Source organism: Bdellovibrio sp. ZAP7 (assembly GCF_006874645.1).
In the GTDB taxonomy this organism is placed as follows: domain Bacteria; phylum Bdellovibrionota; class Bdellovibrionia; order Bdellovibrionales; family Bdellovibrionaceae; genus Bdellovibrio.
In genome coordinates this window covers 3,768,169-3,790,427 of sequence record NZ_CP030082.1, presented here as the reverse complement: position 1 = coordinate 3,790,427, position 22,259 = coordinate 3,768,169, and the positions used below count along the sequence as shown (strand labels likewise).

22 protein-coding genes are annotated in these 22,259 nt (G+C 46.1%); 13 read left to right on the top strand and 9 right to left on the bottom strand.

Annotated elements, in window-relative coordinates; translation table 11 throughout:
* Window positions 1-2 precede the first annotated feature (2 nt).
* The 7 genes from DOM22_RS18125 to DOM22_RS18095 all read left to right on the top strand — a co-directional run bounded on the left by DOM22_RS18125 (window position 3) and on the right by DOM22_RS18095 (window position 7,635).
* Complete coding sequence (locus DOM22_RS18125; protein WP_142701721.1) at window positions 3-1,610, top strand: carboxyl transferase domain-containing protein; 1,608 nt, start codon at window positions 3-5, stop codon at window positions 1,608-1,610.
* A gap of 9 nt (window positions 1,611-1,619) precedes the next feature.
* Window positions 1,620-2,396 carry an enoyl-CoA hydratase-related protein gene (locus DOM22_RS18120; protein WP_142701720.1) on the top strand — a complete coding sequence of 259 codons (777 nt, stop codon included), beginning with the start codon at window positions 1,620-1,622 and terminating at the stop codon, window positions 2,394-2,396.
* Window positions 2,384-3,244 carry a DMT family transporter gene (locus DOM22_RS18115; RefSeq protein ID WP_142701719.1) on the top strand — a complete coding sequence of 287 codons (861 nt, stop codon included), beginning with the start codon at window positions 2,384-2,386 and terminating at the stop codon, window positions 3,242-3,244. Before DOM22_RS18120 ends, DOM22_RS18115 begins: the two co-directional genes overlap by 13 nt.
* Before the next feature lie 113 nt (window positions 3,245-3,357).
* Window positions 3,358-4,854: an acetyl/propionyl/methylcrotonyl-CoA carboxylase subunit alpha gene (locus DOM22_RS18110; RefSeq protein ID WP_246845747.1), complete on the top strand. Its 1,497-nt coding sequence runs from the start codon at window positions 3,358-3,360 to the stop codon at window positions 4,852-4,854.
* Complete coding sequence (locus DOM22_RS18105) at window positions 4,854-5,231, top strand: biotin/lipoyl-containing protein (RefSeq protein WP_142701718.1); 378 nt, start codon at window positions 4,854-4,856, stop codon at window positions 5,229-5,231. The genes DOM22_RS18110 and DOM22_RS18105 overlap by 1 nt, the downstream gene beginning before the upstream one ends.
* A 7-nt stretch (window positions 5,232-5,238) precedes the next feature.
* Window positions 5,239-6,177 (top strand): hydroxymethylglutaryl-CoA lyase, encoded by a 939-nt coding sequence (locus tag DOM22_RS18100; protein WP_142701717.1) that lies wholly within the window; start codon window positions 5,239-5,241, stop codon window positions 6,175-6,177.
* 168 nt (window positions 6,178-6,345) lie between these two features.
* The gene (locus DOM22_RS18095; RefSeq protein ID WP_142701716.1) at window positions 6,346-7,635 is read left to right on the top strand and encodes a hypothetical protein; all 1,290 of its coding nucleotides are present in this window, start codon (window positions 6,346-6,348) and stop codon (window positions 7,633-7,635) included.
* Between the two features lie 63 nt (window positions 7,636-7,698).
* Here DOM22_RS18095 and DOM22_RS18090 read toward each other — a convergent pair whose 3' ends face one another.
* On the bottom strand, window positions 7,699-8,358 hold the full coding sequence (locus DOM22_RS18090) for a type 1 glutamine amidotransferase (RefSeq protein ID WP_142701715.1): 660 nt from the start codon (window positions 8,356-8,358) through the stop codon (window positions 7,699-7,701).
* A 150-nt stretch (window positions 8,359-8,508) separates the two neighbouring features.
* On the opposite strand from DOM22_RS18090, the gene DOM22_RS18085 reads away from it, so the two are divergent.
* Together DOM22_RS18085 and DOM22_RS18080 are read left to right on the top strand one after the other, a co-directional pair.
* On the top strand, window positions 8,509-10,047 hold the full coding sequence (locus DOM22_RS18085) for an ABC-F family ATP-binding cassette domain-containing protein (RefSeq protein ID WP_142701714.1): 1,539 nt from the start codon (window positions 8,509-8,511) through the stop codon (window positions 10,045-10,047).
* A gap of 77 nt (window positions 10,048-10,124) precedes the next feature.
* On the top strand, window positions 10,125-11,588 hold the full coding sequence (locus tag DOM22_RS18080; RefSeq protein ID WP_142701713.1) for a hypothetical protein: 1,464 nt from the start codon (window positions 10,125-10,127) through the stop codon (window positions 11,586-11,588).
* 39 nt (window positions 11,589-11,627) lie between these two features.
* On the opposite strand, the gene DOM22_RS18075 is transcribed toward DOM22_RS18080, so the two are convergent.
* Entirely contained in the window at window positions 11,628-12,428 is an 801-nt protein-coding gene (locus DOM22_RS18075) for a DUF2799 domain-containing protein (RefSeq protein ID WP_142701712.1), read from the bottom strand.
* Window positions 12,429-12,430: 2 nt separating this feature from the next.
* Window positions 12,431-14,263, bottom strand: a complete 1,833-nt coding sequence (gene abc-f, locus DOM22_RS18070; protein WP_142701711.1) for a ribosomal protection-like ABC-F family protein — start codon at window positions 14,261-14,263, stop codon at window positions 12,431-12,433.
* 129 nt (window positions 14,264-14,392) lie between these two features.
* On the opposite strand from abc-f, the gene DOM22_RS18065 reads away from it, so the two are divergent.
* The 4 genes from DOM22_RS18065 (at window position 14,393) to DOM22_RS18050 (ending at window position 17,464) form a co-directional block, all read left to right on the top strand.
* Window positions 14,393-14,812 carry a DUF523 domain-containing protein gene (locus tag DOM22_RS18065; RefSeq protein ID WP_142701710.1) on the top strand — a complete coding sequence of 140 codons (420 nt, stop codon included), beginning with the start codon at window positions 14,393-14,395 and terminating at the stop codon, window positions 14,810-14,812.
* Between the two features lie 186 nt (window positions 14,813-14,998).
* The gene (locus DOM22_RS18060) at window positions 14,999-15,598 is read left to right on the top strand and encodes a hypothetical protein (RefSeq protein ID WP_142701709.1); all 600 of its coding nucleotides are present in this window, start codon (window positions 14,999-15,001) and stop codon (window positions 15,596-15,598) included.
* A complete protein-coding gene (locus tag DOM22_RS18055; RefSeq protein WP_142701708.1) occupies window positions 15,595-16,431 on the top strand; it encodes a DUF4423 domain-containing protein in 837 nt (278 codons plus the stop codon). Before DOM22_RS18060 ends, DOM22_RS18055 begins: the two co-directional genes overlap by 4 nt.
* Window positions 16,412-17,464 carry a hypothetical protein gene (locus tag DOM22_RS18050; RefSeq protein ID WP_142701707.1) on the top strand — a complete coding sequence of 351 codons (1,053 nt, stop codon included), beginning with the start codon at window positions 16,412-16,414 and terminating at the stop codon, window positions 17,462-17,464. Before DOM22_RS18055 ends, DOM22_RS18050 begins: the two co-directional genes overlap by 20 nt.
* A gap of 55 nt (window positions 17,465-17,519) precedes the next feature.
* On the opposite strand, the gene panD is transcribed toward DOM22_RS18050, so the two are convergent.
* From panD to DOM22_RS18020, 6 genes are read right to left on the bottom strand one after another with little or no spacing between them, the layout of a single operon-like run.
* On the bottom strand, window positions 17,520-17,906 hold the full coding sequence (gene panD, locus DOM22_RS18045) for an aspartate 1-decarboxylase (protein ID WP_142701706.1): 387 nt from the start codon (window positions 17,904-17,906) through the stop codon (window positions 17,520-17,522).
* An 8-nt stretch (window positions 17,907-17,914) separates the two neighbouring features.
* On the bottom strand, window positions 17,915-18,685 hold the full coding sequence (locus DOM22_RS18040) for a type III pantothenate kinase (protein ID WP_142701705.1): 771 nt from the start codon (window positions 18,683-18,685) through the stop codon (window positions 17,915-17,917).
* Window positions 18,682-19,959, bottom strand: a complete 1,278-nt coding sequence (gene coaBC, locus DOM22_RS18035; protein ID WP_142701704.1) for a bifunctional phosphopantothenoylcysteine decarboxylase/phosphopantothenate--cysteine ligase CoaBC — start codon at window positions 19,957-19,959, stop codon at window positions 18,682-18,684. The genes DOM22_RS18040 and coaBC overlap by 4 nt, the downstream gene beginning before the upstream one ends.
* On the bottom strand, window positions 19,946-20,701 hold the full coding sequence (gene panC / locus DOM22_RS18030) for a pantoate--beta-alanine ligase (protein ID WP_142701703.1): 756 nt from the start codon (window positions 20,699-20,701) through the stop codon (window positions 19,946-19,948). Before panC ends, coaBC begins: the two co-directional genes overlap by 14 nt.
* Entirely contained in the window at window positions 20,701-21,498 is a 798-nt protein-coding gene (panB, locus tag DOM22_RS18025) for a 3-methyl-2-oxobutanoate hydroxymethyltransferase (RefSeq protein ID WP_142701702.1), read from the bottom strand. Before panB ends, panC begins: the two co-directional genes overlap by 1 nt.
* A gap of 9 nt (window positions 21,499-21,507) precedes the next feature.
* The gene (locus tag DOM22_RS18020) at window positions 21,508-22,230 is read right to left on the bottom strand and encodes a Rossmann-like and DUF2520 domain-containing protein (protein WP_142701701.1); all 723 of its coding nucleotides are present in this window, start codon (window positions 22,228-22,230) and stop codon (window positions 21,508-21,510) included.
* Window positions 22,231-22,259 lie beyond the last annotated feature (29 nt).

The following is a 22,259-nucleotide window of genomic DNA, read 5'->3' as shown; positions in this document are numbered from 1 at the left end:
CTATGGAAATTCTTGATAGTCACATTGATGCAAATTCCTCTGATTTCAAAGCCAATCGCGATGCGATGTTAAAAGTCGTCGGCGAATGGCGAGAAAGAGTTGAACTGGTAAAACAGGGCGGTGGTGCTGATGCCACCAAGAAACATAAAGCCCGCGGCAAAATGACAGCGCGTGAGCGCATTGAAGCCTTGGTTGATGGCGGAACCGCTTTCCTGGAGTTTTCAACTTTGGCTGCGTGGGATATGTACGAAGGCCAGGCTCCTGGTGCCGGTGTTGTTACAGGTATCGGTGTGATTCATGGAACTGAATGTGTGATCGTTGCGAATGATGCCACTGTAAAAGGTGGGACTTACTTCCCGATGACCGTGAAAAAACATTTACGCGCCCAAGAGATCGCTTTTGAAAATGGTTTGCCTTGTATTTACCTGGTGGATTCTGGTGGCGCATTCCTTCCTATGCAAGCCGACGTTTTCCCGGATCGTGATCATTTCGGGCGTATTTTCTATAATCAAGCACGCATGTCTGCGGCAGGTATTCCTCAGATCGCAGTTGTCATGGGTTCTTGTACTGCGGGTGGGGCTTACGTTCCCGCGATGAGTGATGAAACTGTTATCGTTAAAGAAAACGGCACCATCTTTTTGGGTGGTCCTCCATTGGTTAAAGCCGCAACTGGTGAAGTGGTTGACGCTCAGGAATTGGGTGGCGCTCACGTTCACTGTGAAAATTCAGGTGTAACGGATCACTTTGCTGAAGACGATGGACACGCGGTGGAGATCACTCGTTCTATCGTGGCGCATTTGAATCACAAGAAAACCGTGACCATGCAGATCTTGCCATCTGAAGAACCGATGTTTGATGCAAAAGAAATTTACGGCGTGATTCCAAAAGACAGCCGCGTACCATTTGATGTTCGTGAAATTATCGCGCGCATCGTAGATGGTTCCAGATTCCATGAGTTCAAAGCTTTGTACGGCAAAACTTTGGTAACTGGTTTTGCACACATTTACGGAATGCCAGTCGGTATCATCGCGAATAACGGAGTATTGTTCAGCGAAAGCGCGATGAAAGCGGCTCACTTTATTGAACTTTGTGAGCAGCGTGAAGTTCCATTGATCTTCTTGCAAAACATCACAGGTTTCATGGTTGGTAAAAAATATGAAAACGAAGGTATTGCGAAACACGGTGCTAAAATGGTGATGGCGGTTTCCAATGCTCACGTTCCAAAATTCACAGTGGTGATCGGTGGATCTTATGGCGCTGGAAACTATGGTATGTGCGGTCGTGCTTATCAGCCTCGTCAATTGTGGATGTGGCCGAATGCCAAGATCAGCGTGATGGGTGGCGAGCAAGCTGCCAACGTTTTGTTGACGGTGAAGCTCGATCAAATGGCTGCTAAAGGCCAAACGATGGGAACTGAAGAACAAGCAGAGTTCAAGCGTCCAACGCTTGAAAAGTATGAACACGAAAGCTCTGCATATTACTCATCGGCTCGTTTATGGGATGATGGCATCATCGATCCTGCAGATACTCGCAAAGTTTTGGGTTTGGGTATCGCTGCCAGCCTTAACAAGTCTTGGGGTGAAAAATCTCAAGGCGTATTTAGAATGTAGGACTGCTTCATGACTTTTATTAACACGGTTGAGATGGATCACGTGGCCTATGTGAAATTGAATAGGCCAGATGTGCGCAATGCCTTTAATCCGGAAATGATTTCTGAAATCACAGAGACATTTCATCAGTTGGCAAATCGTACGGATCTTCGCGCCATCGTTTTGCAAGGGGAGGGTAAATCCTTTTGCGCCGGGGCGGATTTGAATTGGATGAGAGAAATGGTGAATTTCTCCTACCACCAAAACCGTGAAGATTCTTTGCGCCTTTTCAGCATGTTTGAAACTATCGCTAAATGCTCTTTGCCCGTGATTGGTTTAATTCATGGCGCCGCTTTTGGTGGTGCCCTGGGTTTGGTCGCTGTTTGTGACGAAGTTATCGCTGAAGAGGGCACTCAATTTTGTTTCAGTGAAGTGAAGTTGGGAATTGCTCCGGCAGTTATCAGTGCGTTTGTTCAAAGAAAAGCTGTGGCCGGTAAAGTTCGTCCTTTGATGCTTTCTGGAGCGGTATTCAATCCGCAAGTGGCGCAACAAGCTGGTCTGGTGACAGATGTTTGCCCAGCGGGCGAAGGTCACAATGTTTTGCAAAAGGTTCTAGCGAACTACAAACAAGGTGGGCCTGAAGCTGTTCGCGAAACTAAAAAACTTTTGAACGATATTGCTAACATGACTTGGGAACAACAGCGTGATCGCACAACTCATTTAATTGCTGAACGTCGCGCCAGCGATGAAGGCCAGGAAGGTTTGAAGTCTTTCCTGGAAAAGCGTGAACCGTCTTGGAGAAGTTAGTAGCCCTTCTTTGTGTTCTGATTGCCATTTTTTCTGTACAAGGTGGCGCTAGTTTCGCAAAGCAATTATTTCCACTCTTAGGGCCTCAAGCCGCTACATTTTGGCGCGCCAGTATTTCCGCGTTTATTTTACTCGTGATCTATCGTCCTTGGAGACAAAAGTATTCTCGCAGTACTTTGGGTATTGTTGCGATTTACGGTATCTGTCTGGCGTGCATGAATATGACTTTCTATCTGTCAATTGAGCGCATTCCATTGGGTGTTGCGGTCGCCTTGGAGTTTACCGGTCCCTTGGCAGTTGCAATTCTTGGATCTAAGCGCGCTTTGGATATTGTGTGGGTAGTACTAGCTGCAGCAGGAATCATTTTGGTTCTTCCGCATTCAGACTTTGCTAAAAGCATTGATCTGACTGGAGTTGTTCTGGCATTAGTGGCTGGTGCATTCTGGGGGTTCTATATTATTCTTGCCAAAAAAGTCGGTGCAAAAATCCCCGGGGGCACGGCGACCGCTATGGGAATGACTGTTGCCGCTTTAACGGTTACGATTCCAGCGCTCTCGCATTTGCATCCGGCGGAATACACAGGTCATATGTGGATGATGATTGTCGCGATGGCCGTATTGTCGGGGGCGATTCCCTATTCATTAGAAATGATCGCACTAAGGCGTATTCCGTCAAAGACGTTCGGTGTTCTGATGAGTCTTGAACCCGCCGTGGCCGCCCTCATGGGGTACATTTTTTTAAGCGAACGTCTTACCAAGACGCAAATGGTGGCTATTTTATGCGTCATGGTTGCATCTTGCGGTAGTTCGTTGATGTCGCGCACGGCGAATGTCCCGACGGATGTTTAGGCTCTAGTTTTAATACAGCAAAGGCCTTTGGGACTCCGAAAACGCCGTCTTTTCGTTGCTTTAAGCCAGATTCGTCGATATAGATAAAGCTCTTAAATTGGAGCTTTTGCACCATGACAAAAATGCCTGGAAAATTCACTCGTATCGCTATCGCTAATCGCGGAGAAGTCGCGGTTCGTATTATCAAAGCTTGCGAAGAGTTGGGAATCGAAACGGTTCTTTTACACTCAGAAGCGGACATCAATTCTCGAGCTTACAGAATGGCGACTAAAACCATCTGTATTGGTCCTGCAGCAACCGCTGAGAGTTATCTGAACATCGAAGCGAATATCAATGGAGCCTTGGCTGGTGGTGCGCAAGCGATTCATCCCGGCTTTGGTTTCTTGTCAGAAAATGCTGACTTTGCTGAGGCAGTGAGTAACGCGGGTTTAACGTTTATCGGTCCTTCCGCGGAAGCGATTCGCTCTTTAGGCGATAAAGTTCACTGTAAAGAACTTGCGAAAAAAGCTGGCCTGCCTTTGGTGCCAGGTTATCAAGGCGAGAACCAACAAGTTGCAAACTTGATCACGGAAGCGGAACGTATCGGTTATCCAGTGATCGTTAAAGCCGCTGCCGGTGGTGGTGGCCGTGGTATGAAATTGATCAAATCTTCTGCTGAAGCGGCAGAGTTGATTGAATCGGCACAACGTGAAGCTCAATCTGCTTTTGGTTCGCCAAAAGTTTTCCTGGAAAAATACCTGGATCGCGCCAAACACATTGAATTCCAAATCTTCGGAGACGCGACAGGAAATGTTGTGCATTTCTTTGACCGTGAGTGTTCTGTTCAACGTCGTCACCAAAAAATTATCGAAGAGGCGACTTCGCCTTCTTTGACGGAAGAACTTCGTCGTCGTATGGGCGAGGCTGCGTGCGCGATTGCAACTTTGGGTAAATATAAAGGGGCGGGAACAGTTGAGTTCCTTTTGCAAGATGGTGAATTCTATTTGCTTGAAGTAAACACTCGTTTGCAAGTTGAACATCCGGTAACTGAAGAAGTGTTGGGTGTGGATTTGGTAAAAATGCAAATCCTGACAGCGCAAGGTGAATACATCCACGATCCAAAAATGATCCGTGTTCCTCGTGGTCACTCAATCGAGTGCCGTATCTATGCTGAAAATCCATTCCTAGGCGGAGTTCCGAGCACAGGCTTGTTGGGTCATGTGGAATGGCCAGAGGGCCCAGGTCGTCGTTATGAATATGGTTTTGATTCTGGTGATACCATCACACCGTATTACGATCCGATGATAGCGAAAGTGATCGTATGGGATGAAAATCGCCAGCGCGCGATTCAAAAAATGATCCGTGTGCTTAAGGACTCTGTGGTTTTCGGCGTTCACACTAACATTCCTTATTTGATCGAGATCTTGTCCCACAAAGAGTTTGTGATGGGCACGATGACAACAAGATTCATCGAAACTTATTTCGCTGATCCGATTAAAGAACCTGAGCTAACGGAAGTGGAAAAGAAAATCGCAGCCGCAGCCTTGGCTCAAGCTCGCGGAACTCAGCATGCGGGTGCAACAGCATCGGCTAGTGCATCCCCATGGATGACTTACTGGAGAGGTATCTAATGGAAGTCAAAGTACGCATCAACGGAGTGGATCACAAAGCTCAAGCGCAATTGCTTGCTGGGAATTTGTGGGTTCACGCAAACGGTCGCACTTTCACAATGGATGCAGGGACAGGACGAAAGTCACGTAAGAAAGCAGGGGCTGGTGGCTCCTCTGACACTGTGATGTCTCCGATGCCAGGTAAAGTTACAAAAATCCTGGTTCAAGCCGGTGCGGAAGTGAAGGCCGGACAGGCAGTTTTGGTGATGGAAGCGATGAAAATGGAGTACACTCTTAAGTGCGATATCGCGGGAACTGTTGAAAGCATTTCTTGTGCTGTTGGCGAGCAAGTGGCTTTGGGTAAAGCACTTGTGAAAATCAAACCTTCTGCTGAATAGAAAATTTATGCCTAAGAATTCAGTTGCGATTGTGGAAATGGGATTACGAGATGGACTGCAAAACGAGAAAGTCGTTTTGGATGCCGACACACGCGTTGAATTTGCTCGCCGACTGATTGAAGCTGGAACAAAGCGTGTGGAAATCGGCGCCTTTGTTTCTCCGCAGTGGGTTCCACAAATGGCGGGAACAAAAGAGGTCGTGAGCCTTGCTTTCGGCCTTCAAAAGTCCGGTCAGATTCCTAAGAAAACTGAATTTTCTGTTTTGGTTCCAAATGAACGCGGTATGCAAGACGCTATCGCCAGTGGTGTTAAAGAAGTTGCGATCTTTGCCGCCTGTTCTGAATCTTTCTCTTTGAAAAACATCAATTGTTCCATCGATGAAAGCTTTAAACGTTTTGAGCCCGTGATGGCATTGGCGAAAAAGCATAAAATCAAAGTGCGCGGCTATCTTTCCACGTGCTTTGGTTGTCCCTTTGAAGGCAAAGTTCCTGAAGCTCGTGTGGTGAAGCTTGCGCAAAGAATGCATAAGCTTGGCGTGTATGAGCTTTCCATTGGCGACACTATTGGTGTGGCTAATGTGGGGCAAGTTCAATCGCTTTTTAAGAAAATCAAAAAGGTCGTTCCAGTTAAAAAATTGGCAGGCCACTTCCATGACACTCGCGGGCAGGCACTGGCTAATATTCTTGCCGCTTATGAGACGGGTGTTCGCGTCTTTGATACAAGCCTGGGTGGTTTGGGTGGTTGCCCTTATGCCCCGGGTGCAACGGGTAACGTTGCTACTGAAGATGTCGTCTATATGTTTCACGGGATGGGTATTAAAACCGGTTTAAACCTTGAAAAGCTCATTGCGATAGATCCTTGGATGTCAGAAAAAATACAGCATGCACTTCCTTCAAAAGTAGGGAAGGTGGGGCCCCTGAAGCCTCTAGGAAAAGTCAGTAAATAGAGCAGGTTATCCAGTGTTTAGGCCCTGAACACTGATTGCCGTATTTTGTTCTTTGTTGGGTTTTAAGGCCCTCAAATCCAATATACATCCGCCTGAATCCGCCAAATCTTGGTATTTTATTTGAAGTATCTCCTGCGAATTTAAATTAATTCGCAGGAGATGCACGTTATGAAGTTTAACCGCGCGCTTAGCTTTGCCCTTATTTCCAATATGGTCCTTGCGTCTTTCTCGCATGCGATCAGTAAGGAATTGCAACAACTTGTGACGTTGGAAACTAAAGCCAATGCGGTTACCACTCGCAGTGATCAAGCTGTCAGTGTTTATCACTACGATATTCCCGTTAGCTTGATTCAAGCAGATATCGCAGAACGCGCACCTGAGAAGTTCGTAAATTCTTTGATTCACGAAGAAAATGGTGTGAAGTACCTGCGTTGGATTATCAATCCTGAGGATACAAAGTGGTGGCAGGAGATTGCGAACTTCCTGAAAGACAATGGCATCACTCCCATTAAAAAAGTCTATTATAAAGGATACATGACTGCATCGCGCAGTTATATCATCGTCGACCCTGTGACGAACGCTGAGTTCTCCTTTAAAGGTTCTACTGATAAAACCGGCGGTCACTGGCGTGATAAACATCAGGACTGGGACGACGGTAAGCAAATCCGGATGATGACGGATTTTGTGAATGACCAATTGAAAAGCCAACCTAAACTTGAAAACATCATTTTGCTGGATGAGCCGGTGGCCTTTGGTATCGAGACTCGTAATGCAAAAGGTGAGGTTGTCATCGATCAGGGTATGATCATTCGCTCTTATGACACTTTGACGAACTCGGGTAAAACTTATGTGCCAGGCTTTTCAATCGTGCACGAGCAAAAAGGTCGTGAGCTGGCTAAGCTCAACGGATCAAACGCTCCTGCAAGCTATTGGAACGAACACTACAACAAACCATTGGCTCGCGCCTTGGCAGAGTTCTTTGCTTTGACAGGTATGACGTACGATTCGCCTCACTCTCAAAACTTCCTGGTTGAGCTGGACGAGAAGTCACGTCCAACGGGAAAAATCGTTCTTCGTGACTACGGCGATACTTATTTGACTCAAGAGTTCTTTGATAAAGTGGGTAGAACAGATATCACCCAAGCTTGGGAACAATCGAACCTGATCCGTGGAGCAACTTCAGTAAGCGTTGGTATTCTTCATGGCAATACGGCACCTTCTTGGCTGTCAGAAGCTGTTTACAATCAATGGGGCGTAGACTTTTTTAAAGAGTTTGAAAAGGAATTCCACAGAGAAACGGGCGTTCAGCTTGTGAACAACAGCAAGCCAAGTGCGGGGGGTATGTATCGCAATAAAGGTTATTCTTTGGTTCTTCCAGCGGGTCAAAAGTTCCTGAAACTGGTAGAGCAAGGTAAGCAACGTAACTACATGCTACGCTGCGAACGCATCTTCATGTAGCCAGAATGAAAATATAAAAAAGGCCTGGTGATCCCAGGCCTTTTTTATTTGTACAATTTGAAATTAAGAATTGAAGAGCTTATCCAGCTGACGGAAGTACCACTCTTTAAGGGGCTTTTGTAAAGGGAGCGAAGCCAGCATCTCAGTGCGATTTTGCACGATCCCTTTGTGAGAGGTACCTACCTCATCTGCGCACTCTCTAATCCAATCCTCAGTCGTTTCTGGATGGAATTGAGTGGCGACGATGTTCTTCCCGATTTTATAACCCTGATTTTTGCAGAAACTGTTTGTAGCGAAAAGTTCTGCCCCAGGCGGTAAATCAAAAGTGCAGTGATGCCAGTGGAAAGCCTGAATAGTTTCGCCATCCGTTGTTTCCACAGGAACGAAACCAATTTCCCAACCTGGGTCATGAATATGGACTTTGCCACCCATGATGTCAGCAATCAATTGAGAACCCAGGCACAGCCCAAAGATCTTCACATTGTTATCGATCAAATCACGAATCAGTTTTTTTTCGGCGCGCAACCACGGGAACTTTTCTTCCTCGAAGGTGTCCATGCTGCCACCGCAGATCACTGCCCCATCGTAGTCTAAACGAGTCGGCGCTGGTTCACCCAGATAAGGTGACCAGAGCTCAACGGCGTAGTTATTTTGAGACGCCCAGTCCAAGGTAGTACCTGGAGGCCCATCCAATTCGTGCTGGATGATCAAAAGCTTTTTCATGGCGCAGATACTAGCATATCGTGGGGGGCTTTGCTATACTGCTTTGGCCAGGGCGCAAACCTTGGCGTCTATGAGAAAATAAATCCGTCGTTATTCTTTTTTTAATAACTCTTTTAGAACCACTCAGGTTCGCAGACGGATATTTCATTTATGCACAATCAAATATTTCAAATGACGGCCCACAAGGTCGGCTTTGAGTTCAGCAATGGGCTGCGCTTGTTTTCGTCCTTAAGTTTTACTGTTGGATCGGGTCGTTATGGGCTCTTGGGGCCGAACGGTATCGGAAAATCCACTTTGGCAAAGATTCTGTCGGGAGAAATCCCTGCGACGGAAGGTGAGATCCATGCTAGTCATCCAGTTACTTACTTGCGACAAATCGAAGAACGGCCGGTCCAAACCGTCGGGGAATTCTTGGTGGATATCTGGGAATCCTCGCAGCTAGATGCGGTCACTCAAGAAAGTCTCCTGGGAGATATTCCCTTTGATCGAACACTTCAGCAATTAAGCGGTGGTGAGTGGACGCGCGTGCGAATTGCCAAAGCCCTTGCGATTAATTCGGGATTACTGATTTTGGATGAACCAACAAACAACTTAGACCGAGAAGCCAAACGTCGAATCACAGAATTTGTTCAAGGTTTTGATGGGAATATCTTGGTTATCAGTCATGATCGCGAGATTTTGGAGTCGATGGATTCCATTCTGGAAATGTCGAATCAGGGAATGCGCGCCTATGGTGGAGGCTACTCTTTTTATCACGAGCAAAGGACTCAAGAAATTGAACTAGAACAATCCACCTTGGATCAATTGCGCCGCGAGAAAAAGAAAACCGAGAGAGAGCTGCACAGCAAAGTTCAGTCCCAAGAAAAGCGCATGCGCCGTGGGCAGATTCAGGGCGAAAAAGGTGGAATGCCGAAAATTCTTCTGGGTGCTAGAAAACGGGCGGCGCAAGTGACGTTGGGAACTATAAATACCAACGAATCACAGAGAGCCGAGAATGCCAGCGCGGATTTTCAGTCGCATTTTGCCGGCATGCGGAGTCAGACGATTCTGCGTCTAAAAGAATTGGACTCTGCCGTGCCGGCGGACAAATTGATATTCACCCTTGCTGATTTTAATTTTCGCTTTGCAGGAAGCGATAGTTGGCTTTGGCCAGAAAACTTGACTCTGCATATGAAAGGCCCCGAGCGTTGGGCCCTTACTGGAAAGAATGGCGCCGGGAAAACCACTTTGCTCCAGCTTCTGCTAAGTAACGGTCAGAAGCCCCTTGGCGAAATCCGAGGAGAGTTGAAGGTGGGAACTTTGCACACCAGTTTGATCGATCAGGAATATAGCATCTTGAATTCCGGGCAGACGGTGCTGGAGTCCATCATGGATGTAAGTAGCAAAGGATCCGAGTGGATTCGAAATGAGCTTGCCGCGTTTCAATTTTTTGCGGATCGAGTTCATCAAAAGGTTGAAAGCCTGAGTGGTGGAGAAAAACTTAAGCTGTGCTTAGCGAAAGTCTTTCTGGCGGATGCAGTACCGGAGTTGTTGGTGCTGGATGAGCCCACGAACAATCTGGATTTGCAAAGTCTGGAGGTTCTGGAGGACGTCTTTATTGGCTATCAGGGCGCATTATTGGTGGTCTCCCATGACCCGGTATTCCTGGAGAATATTCAAACTAGGGAGGTCTGCCTTTTGCAATCCTAGCCTGTGATATGTTGTCACGTTGGCTCACTTACATTTCTTTTGCCTGTTTTGGCATACTTAGCCTGGTTGTTCTGCAGATGAACCAAAGGCCTCTTTGTATCGATTCCAAGGTTGTCGAGAAAATTGACAGAACCTCGGGGCGACATGAGGATTTGGTTTATCGTTGCGCCGTGAACAAGGCGACTCGCTATAGCACTTACTTTGGGGAAAACCTCAGGGATCTAAACCTGCGCATTGGTGCGACGGAAAGGCTTTTAGAAAGCATTGAACCGTTCTATCAAAAGGTGCAGCTGGTAATTCTGGGTGATCACCCGAATATGTTCCGTATTAAGGGACATGTGATCTATATGGGACAAAACCTTGTTGAAGCTCCAGGACATCTGGAAAAAGCTTTGGCTAAAATCTGGTACCGTGAAAGAAATGAAACCCTATTCGTTCAGCAGGAATTGATGGAAGAAGTCGCAACCGACTTTTTGGTCTATCTGCTGGCAGGTGACTTGGATATCGGGGACCCGTCAACGCATGTGAAGACTGCGATTCTGCCGGTGAAGTGGCCTTATGTGATCAAATCACCAGAGGCTTATTGTGATTCTCCGTGGAAGCAATCCGAAGACTATGAGATCTGTGCTTCAGGACAGAATCTTTCAGCAATCGCTCCAGAAGTATTGGAGATGAGTCTTCGCCCGCTTCTTTTAAATAGCTGGGTCAAGGCTTATAAATCCTTATCAGTGGGAGAGCGTTATCAGTTCTCGCGCAAGATGGGCTTGATTATTCGTGGCGAATACAATCCGGTTCTTTCTGTAGCTGGGGATGCAAATGCATCAACCTTGGCGCGCGCAACGGCGGTCTTAAAGAACTTCAATCAGTATGTGGCTTCAGCTGAGTTGACCAAGACCTCAAACATATATCGTCTGTTTGCTGCGAATTTTGCAAATGAACTGCGTAGTCACGGATATGAAAAAGCCTTTGCAGAAGCAAGCTTTGATGTTCTTTACGTTAGTAACCAAAAGCTTTCGACGGATACTAAGGCTTTCCAGGAATTGTTGAAAATTGCCAAGGAACAACCGCAAACGCAGATCGCACTTCGTGATCAAGATAACTTGTGGATGCTTCCATCAAAGTTCCCGATTCCAATTAAGACATTTGGTCAAATCAAAGCCAATCGCACCATCGTTGAAAAGTGCGGGGGTTACAGCTTCAGTTACGTGATGGATTACTCGGACAGCACGGAAAAGTTATTGGTGGTAGAGCACTGTGATCCTAAAGTCGAAATCAAATACCGCGAGTATTTGAAATCCGGCGCAGAAGGATTTGCTTTAGAGAATAAAGGTATGTCCTTCGTGCAATTCCATCTGCCGTCACTATTGATGAAGCGTGATGAATTGGCTTTGGTATTAAATGTTCAAGATTTTATTAAAAAGCGAGATGTGGACAATCCATCTTTTAAGAGCCTAGGCTGGCAAGAAGTTCGCTTTAGTCAGACAGCGAATGCTTACCAACCAAAAGCGTATGTCGATGCGATTGAATGGTTCAGATTCTAAATCCTAAAAAGAAAAAGGGGTTTTTGAAGCCCCTTTTTTTTAAAGTCCTGCCATCTCTGTGCGGTACTCCGCGATGGTTTTTCCGGTTTGATCGAGCTCCGCTTCCAGATTTCTTTTCTCAGCATTGGCTCTGTCGACGTCTTGTCTGGCGCGACTTACATCCCAGTCAGCATTTTGGATCTCGTTGGTTAATCGACCGACATCTGCCAGGTTATTAGTGGATTGTGCAAAGGACTTTTGGCTTTCCAAAGCGTTACGACGATTCTGCATGGACATAAAGTTCATCTGTGCCGTTACAACTTGAGTGTTTTTGTTGGCAATCGCCAGTTGCAAGTCACGCTGACGGTTTTCCAAGTTTTTGATTTGCGCTTCCACGTATTTTAAGCGGCCTTTTTTATACTCTGGCAAAAATCCTGCTTCAAGCTCAGCCGGGCAAAGATTCTTATACTTTTTGCCGGAAGAACCCGCATTAAACCCATTCGCTTTAGAGCAATAGTCACGCAGACCCTTATTGTAATCAGAAACAATAGATTTCAATGCTGGCGTATCGCAAAGATCTTTAGAAAAAGCATCACCAGATTTGCCAACTAGGTAAGAGTTAGTTCCCGTGCAATATTTTTGGCGACCGCTTTTAAAACCAAGATCCGCTTGAGATTCGCTGATCTCTGCTTCTTCTTTGCGGCAAGCCAGAAGTTTCGCGTCGGAAGACAACCAGTCACCACGCAGGGCTACTTCTTCACCGTACTTGAACCAATTCGTAGATTCGCAATCTTTCTTAAGTTGGCTGGCGCAGCCGACAAACATGGAGGAAACAAAAGCGATCGCAATGAGTTTTTTCATATTTATCCTATAAGGTTCTTTAATTCTTGTTCGTATTGATGTTGATCTTCCATGGCCTGCAACATTTGATTTTCAAGGTCCTCGATTTGACCACTGATCTCGTGCAGTTCTTTGGCGGTGGCAGCAGTATTAGTTGCTGCACCTGAAATAAGGGATTCGTTCAAGCTGTCTCGTCTTATTGACAGGCTGGTGATCCGTTTGTCGGAATCCTCTATCAATTTCAGTGCCTTCTTAATCAGGCCTTCAATGCGTTTACGTTCTTCTTTGTAATTAAATTTGGGCGCTTCATCCGAAGTTTGTCCGGTTGTCGGCTTGCGAGTCGCTTCATCATTAAATACGCGTTCAGACAGGAAGCCCTTTTGAAGACTCCATACGTATTCATCATAAGTGCCTGGATAAAGCGTCAGCAGGCCGTGATTCACTTCCAGAATTTTGTTCGCCACACGTCCGATGAAACCACGATCATGGCTTACGGTAACAATCGTGCCTTCGTATTTTTCTAAAGCGCCAGTTAAGGCTTCAACGGTATCGAAGTCCAAGTGATTCGTCGGCTCATCCAGAAGCAACAATGGAGACTTTTGCAAAAGAATTTGTCCCAAAGCCACGCGTGACTTCTCGCCACCGGAAAGGACTTTTACTTTTTTATTAATCGCATCTCCACTGAATAACAAGCTTCCTGCGATGTTTAGGATATCTTGTTGGATCACGTCTTTGTGAGCCAACGTTGCCATCGCCTCGATCACCGTGTGCTCAGGATTCAATGCTTCGGGCGTGTGCTGCGCAAAATATGATAAACTTACCTGATGGCCCCATTTGATGGAACCTTTCACCAGCGGAATCTGCTCACCCAAAGATTTTAGCAAAGTGGATTTACCGGCACCGTTTAATCCCACGATACCTAAGTGATTCCCGCGCTCCAGGCGCAGGTTTACGTTTTTCAAAATGACTTTGTCACCGTACCCGCAATCCGCGTTCTCGATTTCCAGAATTACTTTCCCGGTCGCACTCGCAGGTGGAATGTGAATATGGGAGTGAGTCGGAGCTGCTTTGATTTCGATGGTCTCCATCTTTTCCAAAGCCTTTAGGCGAGATTGGGCCTGACGTGCTTTGGTTGCTTTCGCACCAAAACGTGTGACGAAGTCCATAATGGATTTTTTCTTTGCAGCTTGGCTCATGGCCTGTTTTTGCAAAAGTTCCGCAAGCATCGCTTTTTGTTCGAAATAGTCATCCAGGTTTCCAGCAAATTTTACGATATCGCCGGCTTCAACTTCCAAAATATGATCGGTCACGCGACGAAGGAATTCACGATCATGGGAAATCAACAGGAACGCACCCTTGTACTCTTGCAGAAAACTTTCCAGAACCAACAACGTTTCCAGATCCAAAAAGTTTGTTGGCTCATCCAGCAATAACAAGTTCGGCTCTTGACCAATCAAGTACAAAAGCTTCACACGCATGCGGAAGCCGCCACTCAGTTCCTTCAAATGGGATTGAAAATGTCTTTCAGTCAGACCAAGTTTAATGCCGAATTGCTTTAACTCCCAAAGGGGAGTGATGCAGTTCTTATCCAGGTATTCTTCAACTTTTTCAGAGATATTCCAGTCAGACTCTTGTTCCAAGTACCCCAGGCGCAATTGCTGAGACTTGGTCACAATGCCTTCATCCAAATGTTCTTGGTCCACCAGGATTTTAAAAAGAGTGGTTTTACCCGCTCCATTGGGACCAATAACTCCCACGTGCTCGCCCTCGTTGATCGCGAATGTCGCCTGATCAAAAAGAACCTTAGCCCCATAAGCCTTATGCCCATCCTGTAACTGCAATAACGTAATACCCATACCCCAGAAGGTAACAGTTCCCTTTTTGTAGTGCTAGCTGTCATGCAGGGTGTTCACACATTTTACAGTCATGAATTTTCTGCAGGTGACGGTCTTTTTGAGCATTGGCTGTGATATAACTGCGGGCTTATGAGTGAAGGAAAGATCCTAGTTTCAGCCTGCCTAATCGGAAAACCATGCCGCTATGATGGAAAGCATCAGCTGCGCGAAGAAGTCACCGTTCTCCACGAGGAAGGGATGACCATCGCCGTTTGCCCGGAGGAAATGGGAGGACTTTCCACTCCACGCACGCCCGCTGAACGTATCGGTGACAAGGTTATCGATAAAAATGGCAAAGACGTCACGGCCGAGTACAAATGCGGAGCTCAAAAAGCTTTGGAAATCGCGCTGAAATTCGGCGTGAAAGAAGCCATGTTAAAATCCAAATCCCCGATGTGTGGCTGCGGCCGCATCTATGACGGGACCTACAGCGGAAAAACCATCGAAGGTAACGGCGTCCTTGCCGAAATGCTGATCGCGGCTGGTATCGAAGTCGAAGCTATCGAGTAAACTCGTCCTCAAAGACACAGAAAATCCCGCAAACAGGGTCAATTTCCCCTCGCAGGGATTGCCGCGGTGATTACATATGCAATCATTTTGATGACCAGCCCCTCTTGGCTACGCAAGAATATCCTGCAATAGTTTCTTCATCGACGTTGAAATCGTTTTTGAATTAAACAATTTTGGGAGAACACCATGAAACACCTAGTATTAGCTTCTTTACTTATTCTTGGCGCGAGCACTTCTCACGCTGTTGTCGCGGATAAATTCACATGTACTGCAAAAATTAAGGATCGTTTAAGTGGCACGGAGAGTACTCAGTCTCAAGAGCTTTCCGTTGTGCGACTTCCTTCATCAGGCGGAACGACAAAACCCTTCGATGAAACTATGGGTCAGACACAAATGAAAATTAAAATCGATGCTAAGCATGGTCATGCCTTTGCCAATTTGAATTTTTACTATTCCCACGCGTCTCGGGAAATCCCAGGAGCTACGGGGATTGAAGCACGTCAGTTCACATGTATGGGCGTGGCGGGCGGCTATTGTAAACACAAAAATGACGGTGGGCCGGTTCAGGCATGTTACGATGATGGCCAAGTGGCTTGCATGCAAAGTAATGATCCATTTGGTTCGGATCCTGTGACACGTTGGAAAAAAACTTCTGTGAATGGAAAAACCCCGGTATTTAATGACGAAGAAATGGGTCCTGCAAGCATGGAGATTACTGACGACGTCACGGGGCAACCTCTGCTTAATGTCGATATTAGCTGTAAGTTCTTGGGAACCTATAAGTGAGATCCCAAAACCAAACTGTGGAACTAGTGCGCCCCGTAGTCTTTGACTATGGGGAACCAGCAAAGTTTCTTCGGGCTCTTTTTGAATACTATAAGAAAACCGGATCTTTCAGTTTACGTCAACGCACTCAACGGGTGAGTGGCTTGTCGCAGACTCTGGTTTCTCAGATTATCAACGGGCACCGCCAAGTGACTCGTGACAATCTTCCGGCTTTGTGTGTGGTGTTTAAGCTTACAAAAATCGAACAAGATTATCTTGATAAGCAATTATTGGGAAATGTTCTGAAGGTAGTTTCGAATTCTACAGAAGAGAAAATTCCTGTTAAGCGTATTGCAAAGAACCATATTCTATCAGACTGGGTTAATCCCTATGTGAAGGATTTGGTGAATTTGAAGGGTTTTTCTTCGGATCCTAAAAATCTGCACAGAATGCTTTCGGGTATTGTAAGTCCGGAGAGAATTCAAAAGTCTGTAGACTTTTTGATTCGAGAAGGCTTCTGGCGACGAACTCCTGAAGGAAAAATTGTTCCTGAGGAAAGTGCTGTGGCCACGACGAATGAAATTCCCAATGAAAATATCCGGTCTTTTCATAAGAAAGCACTCGATATTGCTCATCGGGGAATTTCGGTATTGCCATCGCATCGGCGCAAGTCCGCTACAGTATTGGTTTCGGTCGATAAAAACAAAATGGATGAACTGCGAGGCCTGGTCGACTCCTTTCAACAGCAGTTGTTGGAGTTTATCGAGAATAATCCGCAAGGTAAGGACTCGTTAGTTCAAGTGGCAATTCATCTAACTCCAATCGGGGCGATTCATGAAGAATCAAATTCTTAAGTTAATTTATCTGATCGCAACCATTTTTCTGGTGCTTATTCAACAGGCGCACGCGTCCGGTACTGTTGTGGGAAATGGTGGAGATCCCGTTTTTGAATTTTTACGCGCGACGCGGGAATCTATGAACGCGACAATGAAATTTGTTTTGAGCCAGCCCGAGGAGAAAGAGAAGTTCTGTCAAACAAACCGGTTGTCAGTGGAGCAGGTTCAGTTCTGTCGTGATTTCTTTTTTAAAGTCGGACAACAGATTTTGATGTTGAGTAGTGGAGATAAACCGACTGACTTTGTTTTACGAGAGGAGCCATTGTATGTACAAGGTCCCGATGGTAAAGCAATGTCGGTGGCTGCTAGAACGAGTTTAGGCCCCGAGGGAGCGATTGAATTTCATAGGGATTCAATGCGTACCATGGCTCCGGTCCAAGTTCTATTCCTGATAACTCATGAATTTGAACATAAAGCGCTGTTTGAGGGTAAAGCAGTAACGGATAACGAAAAGATCGGTCCTTTTAAATCAGGCAGGGATCTTTTGGATGCGGTTGCAACGTCTCTGGTCAGCGTGGCGAAGCGAAAAGGGAAAATTGGTTCACAGTTTGGTATCCGGGACCTGTTTGCATGTGACGCTTCAAATGGAACGGGGCAATTTGGCGCACAAATAGCAGGATCACGTCTTTTCCAAGATGAGAATTTGATGACCTATGAAACCAGTGTGGGGGGAAACCCCATGGAAGGGTCGATATACTTCCAGGAAGACTACAACACGGTTTTACGTTTGAAATTTGTCATCACAGAGCCAAACAACTGCGGTGAAGAAACAAATGGGCGAAAAACTGTTGTGGAGATTTTAAGATCAAAGGCTACTGACAAAGGAAGGGATGAGACGGTCGTATCGACGGTGATCTTTGCAGATAATCCCATTTGTAAAAGTACGTTAAGAATGATTGTGAGATATGGTGAGATTCAATTTTCTTGTCAGTATTTTGCATCTGAAGGTACGACGTCATCGCCTTTTTCGACAGGCCTAAGGAAGAAATAAAAAATCCCGGGTGAGAGCCCGGGATTTTTCTATGGAGCAGGTAAGTACGTACCTTTTACTTCTTTTTCTTTTTGTTGTTTTTGTGGGATTCCGCGCGCTTTTCTTTCACGCGGTTCTTTTCATCCACGAAAACGACTGTCGGTTCGAATTTCTTAGCTTCATCCATGGACAACCCACAATAAGAGCAGATAATCACCAGATCACCTTTTTGAACGTGGCGGGCAGCGGCTCCGTTTAGGCAGATGTCGCCTTTGTCACCCAGTATCACGTAAGTCGAGAAACGTGCGCCGTTATTGCAGTTATAGATATCCACGCGTTCGTTCATCAATAAGCCAGAGGCTTTGATCAGATCCGGGCAGATGCTGATCGAACCTTCATAGTTTAGATCGGATTCAGTAACTGTGGCTCTGTGAATTTTGGTTCTAAGTAGTGATACATTCATAATAACCTCTAAGCATTATGCTGAAGTGCGATCAGCATTCCTTTTAAAACTAAGTCAGGGATAATAACGTCGAAAACTTTTTCTTTTTCAAATAGGGAAGAGAAACCACCCGTTCCGATTACGAAAGGCTTTTCATCCTGGAAGCACTCACGAGTGATACGAGCGATGATTTCTTTCATTGTACCCAAGTGGCCGTAATACAAACCAGATTGAATACTTTCAATTGTCGTGCGACCCAAGGCTTCGTGCATGGGAACGATCTCAACTGATGGCAACTTGGCAGTTTTACTTTCCAAAGCCTCCATACACAGACGAAGTCCCGATACAATTGATCCGCCTAAGTAGTCTTTCTCTTTAGAAACAGCACAGAATGTTGTCGCTGTACCAAGATCTACGATGATCAGGTTTTTATTCGGATACAGGTGAGTGCCCGCGATGGAGTTCGCGATACGATCCGCACCCACTTCTAAAGGATTGCGGTATTTCACACGAAGGCCCGTTTTCACTCCAGCTTGCAGGATGAACGGATTGATATTGAAATACTTCATGCAGGCCCCACGAAGGGAATAAATCACCTCAGGCACCACCGAGCAGATCGCAATTTGTTTTACTAAAGCCGGGTCATAACCATTCTCGCGAATTGCCGTGCGCAGGAAGATGCCGGTTTCATCCGAAGAAGCTCCACTTTTAGAGTTCTTACGGAAAGACATCACCATTTTGTCTTTATCAAAGAGTCCTGCAAAGATTTGGGTGTTACCCACATCAAGACATAAAATCATAGGTTTTCCTTTGGTAGCATCACGCGAATCAACTCACTTGTCAGCTGATCCAGATTCTCGCAAGCAATAAAGCTTTGGTGGTTGTACAGGGTGAACTTGTGAGTGCGATTTACAATATCAATATCAGTCAAATCATTGTGAACAACGAAATCAGCGTGGGACGCTTTGAAGAGCTTATCCACAGCAGCTTTCTTTTGTTCCGGTGTCGCGTGGCTGGTCAGTTTAAATGCCACCACCTTTACGTCTTTGTTTTTAGAATACTCTTTCAGGCGATCCACGATCTTGTGATTGCGCTTAAGGTGAATATTCATGCCTTGAGCGTCCGAGCTGACTTTTTTTACTTCCAGTGGGCGATAGTTTTTGCCATCGACTTCGATAGAATCCACAGAATAGTCGCTGACAGCAGCTGCATGAATCACATGCGTGAAGTTTTGCTCCGCCAGGTACTTTTGCAATTGAAAATCCAGGCTTGCAAAGCTTGTGAAGTAATCATGGTGATTCACATGTTCCGCTTTGGCAGTGCCATGGGCCTGAAGCAAGGTCACATCAAAACCCATTTGGCTTAAGTACTCCGCCAAAGAAATTCCCGTGCGACCAGAACTTAGATTGGTTATGGTGCGAACTGTGTCGATGGGTTCTTGCGTACCGCCTGCAGTTACTAGAACTTTCACTTTGGAAAGTTCGGATGAGCGGAGAGCCACAGCTTGTTCTGTATTCTCGGCCTCGGGAGCCTTTTTATGCAGGTGAGCCAAAGTAATTTTCAAAATCTCATCAGGATCTAGAAGTTTACCGTAACCTTCCTCACCGCAAGCAAGAATGCCCGATGCAGAATCAAGTATCTCAATCCCGTAAGATTTCAAAGTTTGCAGAGATTTTTGTGTGACTGGATGAAGATACATGGAAGTATTCATCGCGGGTGCAATCAAGAACGGCTTTTTAAAATCATGAGCCAGGAACAAAGTGGAGACCAGATCATCACCGATACCTTGCGCCGCTTTATTGATAAAGTTCGCCGTTGCCGGAGCCACCAATATCAAATCCGCCCAACGCATCAGATGGATATGATCCATCACGTTTCCTTGCGAGTACATGTCGCTAACGACAGGTTTTCCTGTCAGGCCTTCAAGTGTGGCATTGCCCACGAACTTTAATGCTGAAGGTGTCATCACAACTTGAACTTCGCAACCTGCTTGCACCAGACGCGAAACCACCTGACATGCTTTGTAGCATGCGATGGAGCCAGTCATCATAAAGAGAACTTTAGATTTGGACATTATCAATCAGCCTCACAGAGCCCAAGCGAGCCGCTACAAAACGGCGCCCGTGAACATCTGTCACATAATCCACATCAAATCCTGCAGCAGATAAAGCTTTCGCCGCTTCCTCAGCAGATTCTGCGGTGGTGATAGTTTTATAAATAATCGGAGCTTTTTCGCGCTCCTCTGGAGTCAGCAATAAATTGCGCGAACTCTTAGCCAAGCCATCGCTTTCGCGAACCGTGGCTACCGGAACGATCTCGACATCCATAAAGAAGGCGTCGACCATGCCCTTGATCAAAGTCAGTTGTTGGAAATCTTTTTCGCCAAAGTAGGCTTTGTTCGGAGCAACGACGTTGAAAAGTTTCATCACCACAGAAAGGACGCCATCAAAGTGACCCGGACGGTGGGCGCCGTCCAAAAGTTTAGAATAGCTGTTCTCGGCAACCTTATAGCGGTACTCATCAGGATACATATCTGGATAACGCGGGTAAAAGATCGCATCGACTTTGTTGTTTTCCGCGATTTTCAAATCCTGATCCCAAGTCAGGGGATATTTTTCGAAATCTTTTGGATCATTGAACTGTGTTGGATTCACGAAAATAGAAAGCACTACCAGATCGTTTTCACGACGGGCATTTTTCATCAGCTGTTCGTGGCCTGAATGCAAAGCCCCCATGGTTGGTACGAAGCCAACGCTGCCTTTCTGATTTTTTCTCCACGCCTTGAGTTCAGCGGGAGTGCGCAGAACTTGAATCATTAGGAATAGCTCTCTTTCTCGGTCGGGAAATCAACGGCTTCCACTTCAGAGTGATAAGTGTTGAAAGCTTTTTTCAAAGCCTCAAAACCATTGAAATAAGTTTTTACAAACTTCGGTTTAAAGCCTGGATTCATACCCAGCATGTCTTGCAGAACCAACACCTGGCCGTCTGTATCAGGACCCGCACCGATACCAATTGTTGGAATATCCAAAGATTCCGTGATTTCAGTCGCAAGTTTTGAAGGAACACATTCAAGCACTACGCAGAAAGCGCCAGCATCTTGCAGGCGCAAAGCCTGTTCGCGGATTTTCGCTTGAGCGTTGTCGTCACGGCCTTGAACTTTAAAGCCACCCAGTTGATTGACGGATTGAGGAGTTAAACCCAAGTGACCCATGATTGGCACACCGGAATCCACCAGATGACGGACGATTTTGTAAGTGTACTCGTCGCCACCTTCGAGCTTCAAAGCATGAGCGCCAGCTTGCATGATTTTCGCTGCCGCCGTCATGGTCGCGGTTAAACCTTTACGGTTCGCCATGAAGGGAAAGTCCGCTGTGATGAATTTTTTAGTGCCAGCACCACGAGCTACTGCCGCCGTATGCAGGGCCATCATTTCTACGGTCGCAGGAAGAGTTGTAGAAAAGCCGTGCATTGTGTTTGCCAGTGAATCGCCGATCAGAATGCAGTCAATATCGCTCTCAGCTACGATCGAAGCAAAAGTGTAATCATAACAAGTGATCATGGAGATCTTTTGTTTTTTATTTTTCTTTTCCTGGAAGTCGAGAATGGATTTCATAGCTGGGCCTCACTTTCGCGGATAATCAGGCCAATAGGTTTCAAGAAATGCTTTGTAGATATTCAGAGCCGGATCGTTTTCCAAAGCTTTAAGATTCGCCGCCACTGTTTCAACGTCTTTACGAACTAGCGGGCCCGTCAGTGCGGTCTCAGGATTTGCAAAAGTGTTTTCCACAACTTTTTGCACGTACAGATGAGCTGCTTCTGCGGGAACCTTCATCGCTGCAAAGCCGGAAAGCATTCTGGCAATCAACAAAGTCACAAAATTTCCACCCATCACACACTGTGTATGATAAAGCGCCTTTTGTGCCGAAGGGAGCCAGGAATATGAATTCGTGAGACCTGGCAAGGCCTCGTCCAGGCTAGAGGCACCGGTTAAAGTGAAATGGATTTTCCGGTAAAATTCTAGCTCGTAAAGATCATTTCCAAAAGTCATCAACGGATGTGCCGCGATCATTCCGTCAAAGGAATGGGCGCCGGAAAAATGCACCACGATTTTCTCATCATGTCCCATCAGGTGTTGGCGATAAAAGCCCTGCAAGGCACCGTCGCTGATAGCCAACAAAACATGAGTGGCTGCCGCAATCTTAACGCGTAATGCATGAGGGTCCTGGGAGCGATCCCAACTTTGAAAACTGATATTTGACAGATGAAAATAGTGAGCAATATGGCGGGCGACGCGGCCAGAGCCAATAATGAGATAAGAAATTGGTAAATTCGTATTCGTCGCCATAATTTTTTAGGTACCTGTCTTATTAGGAT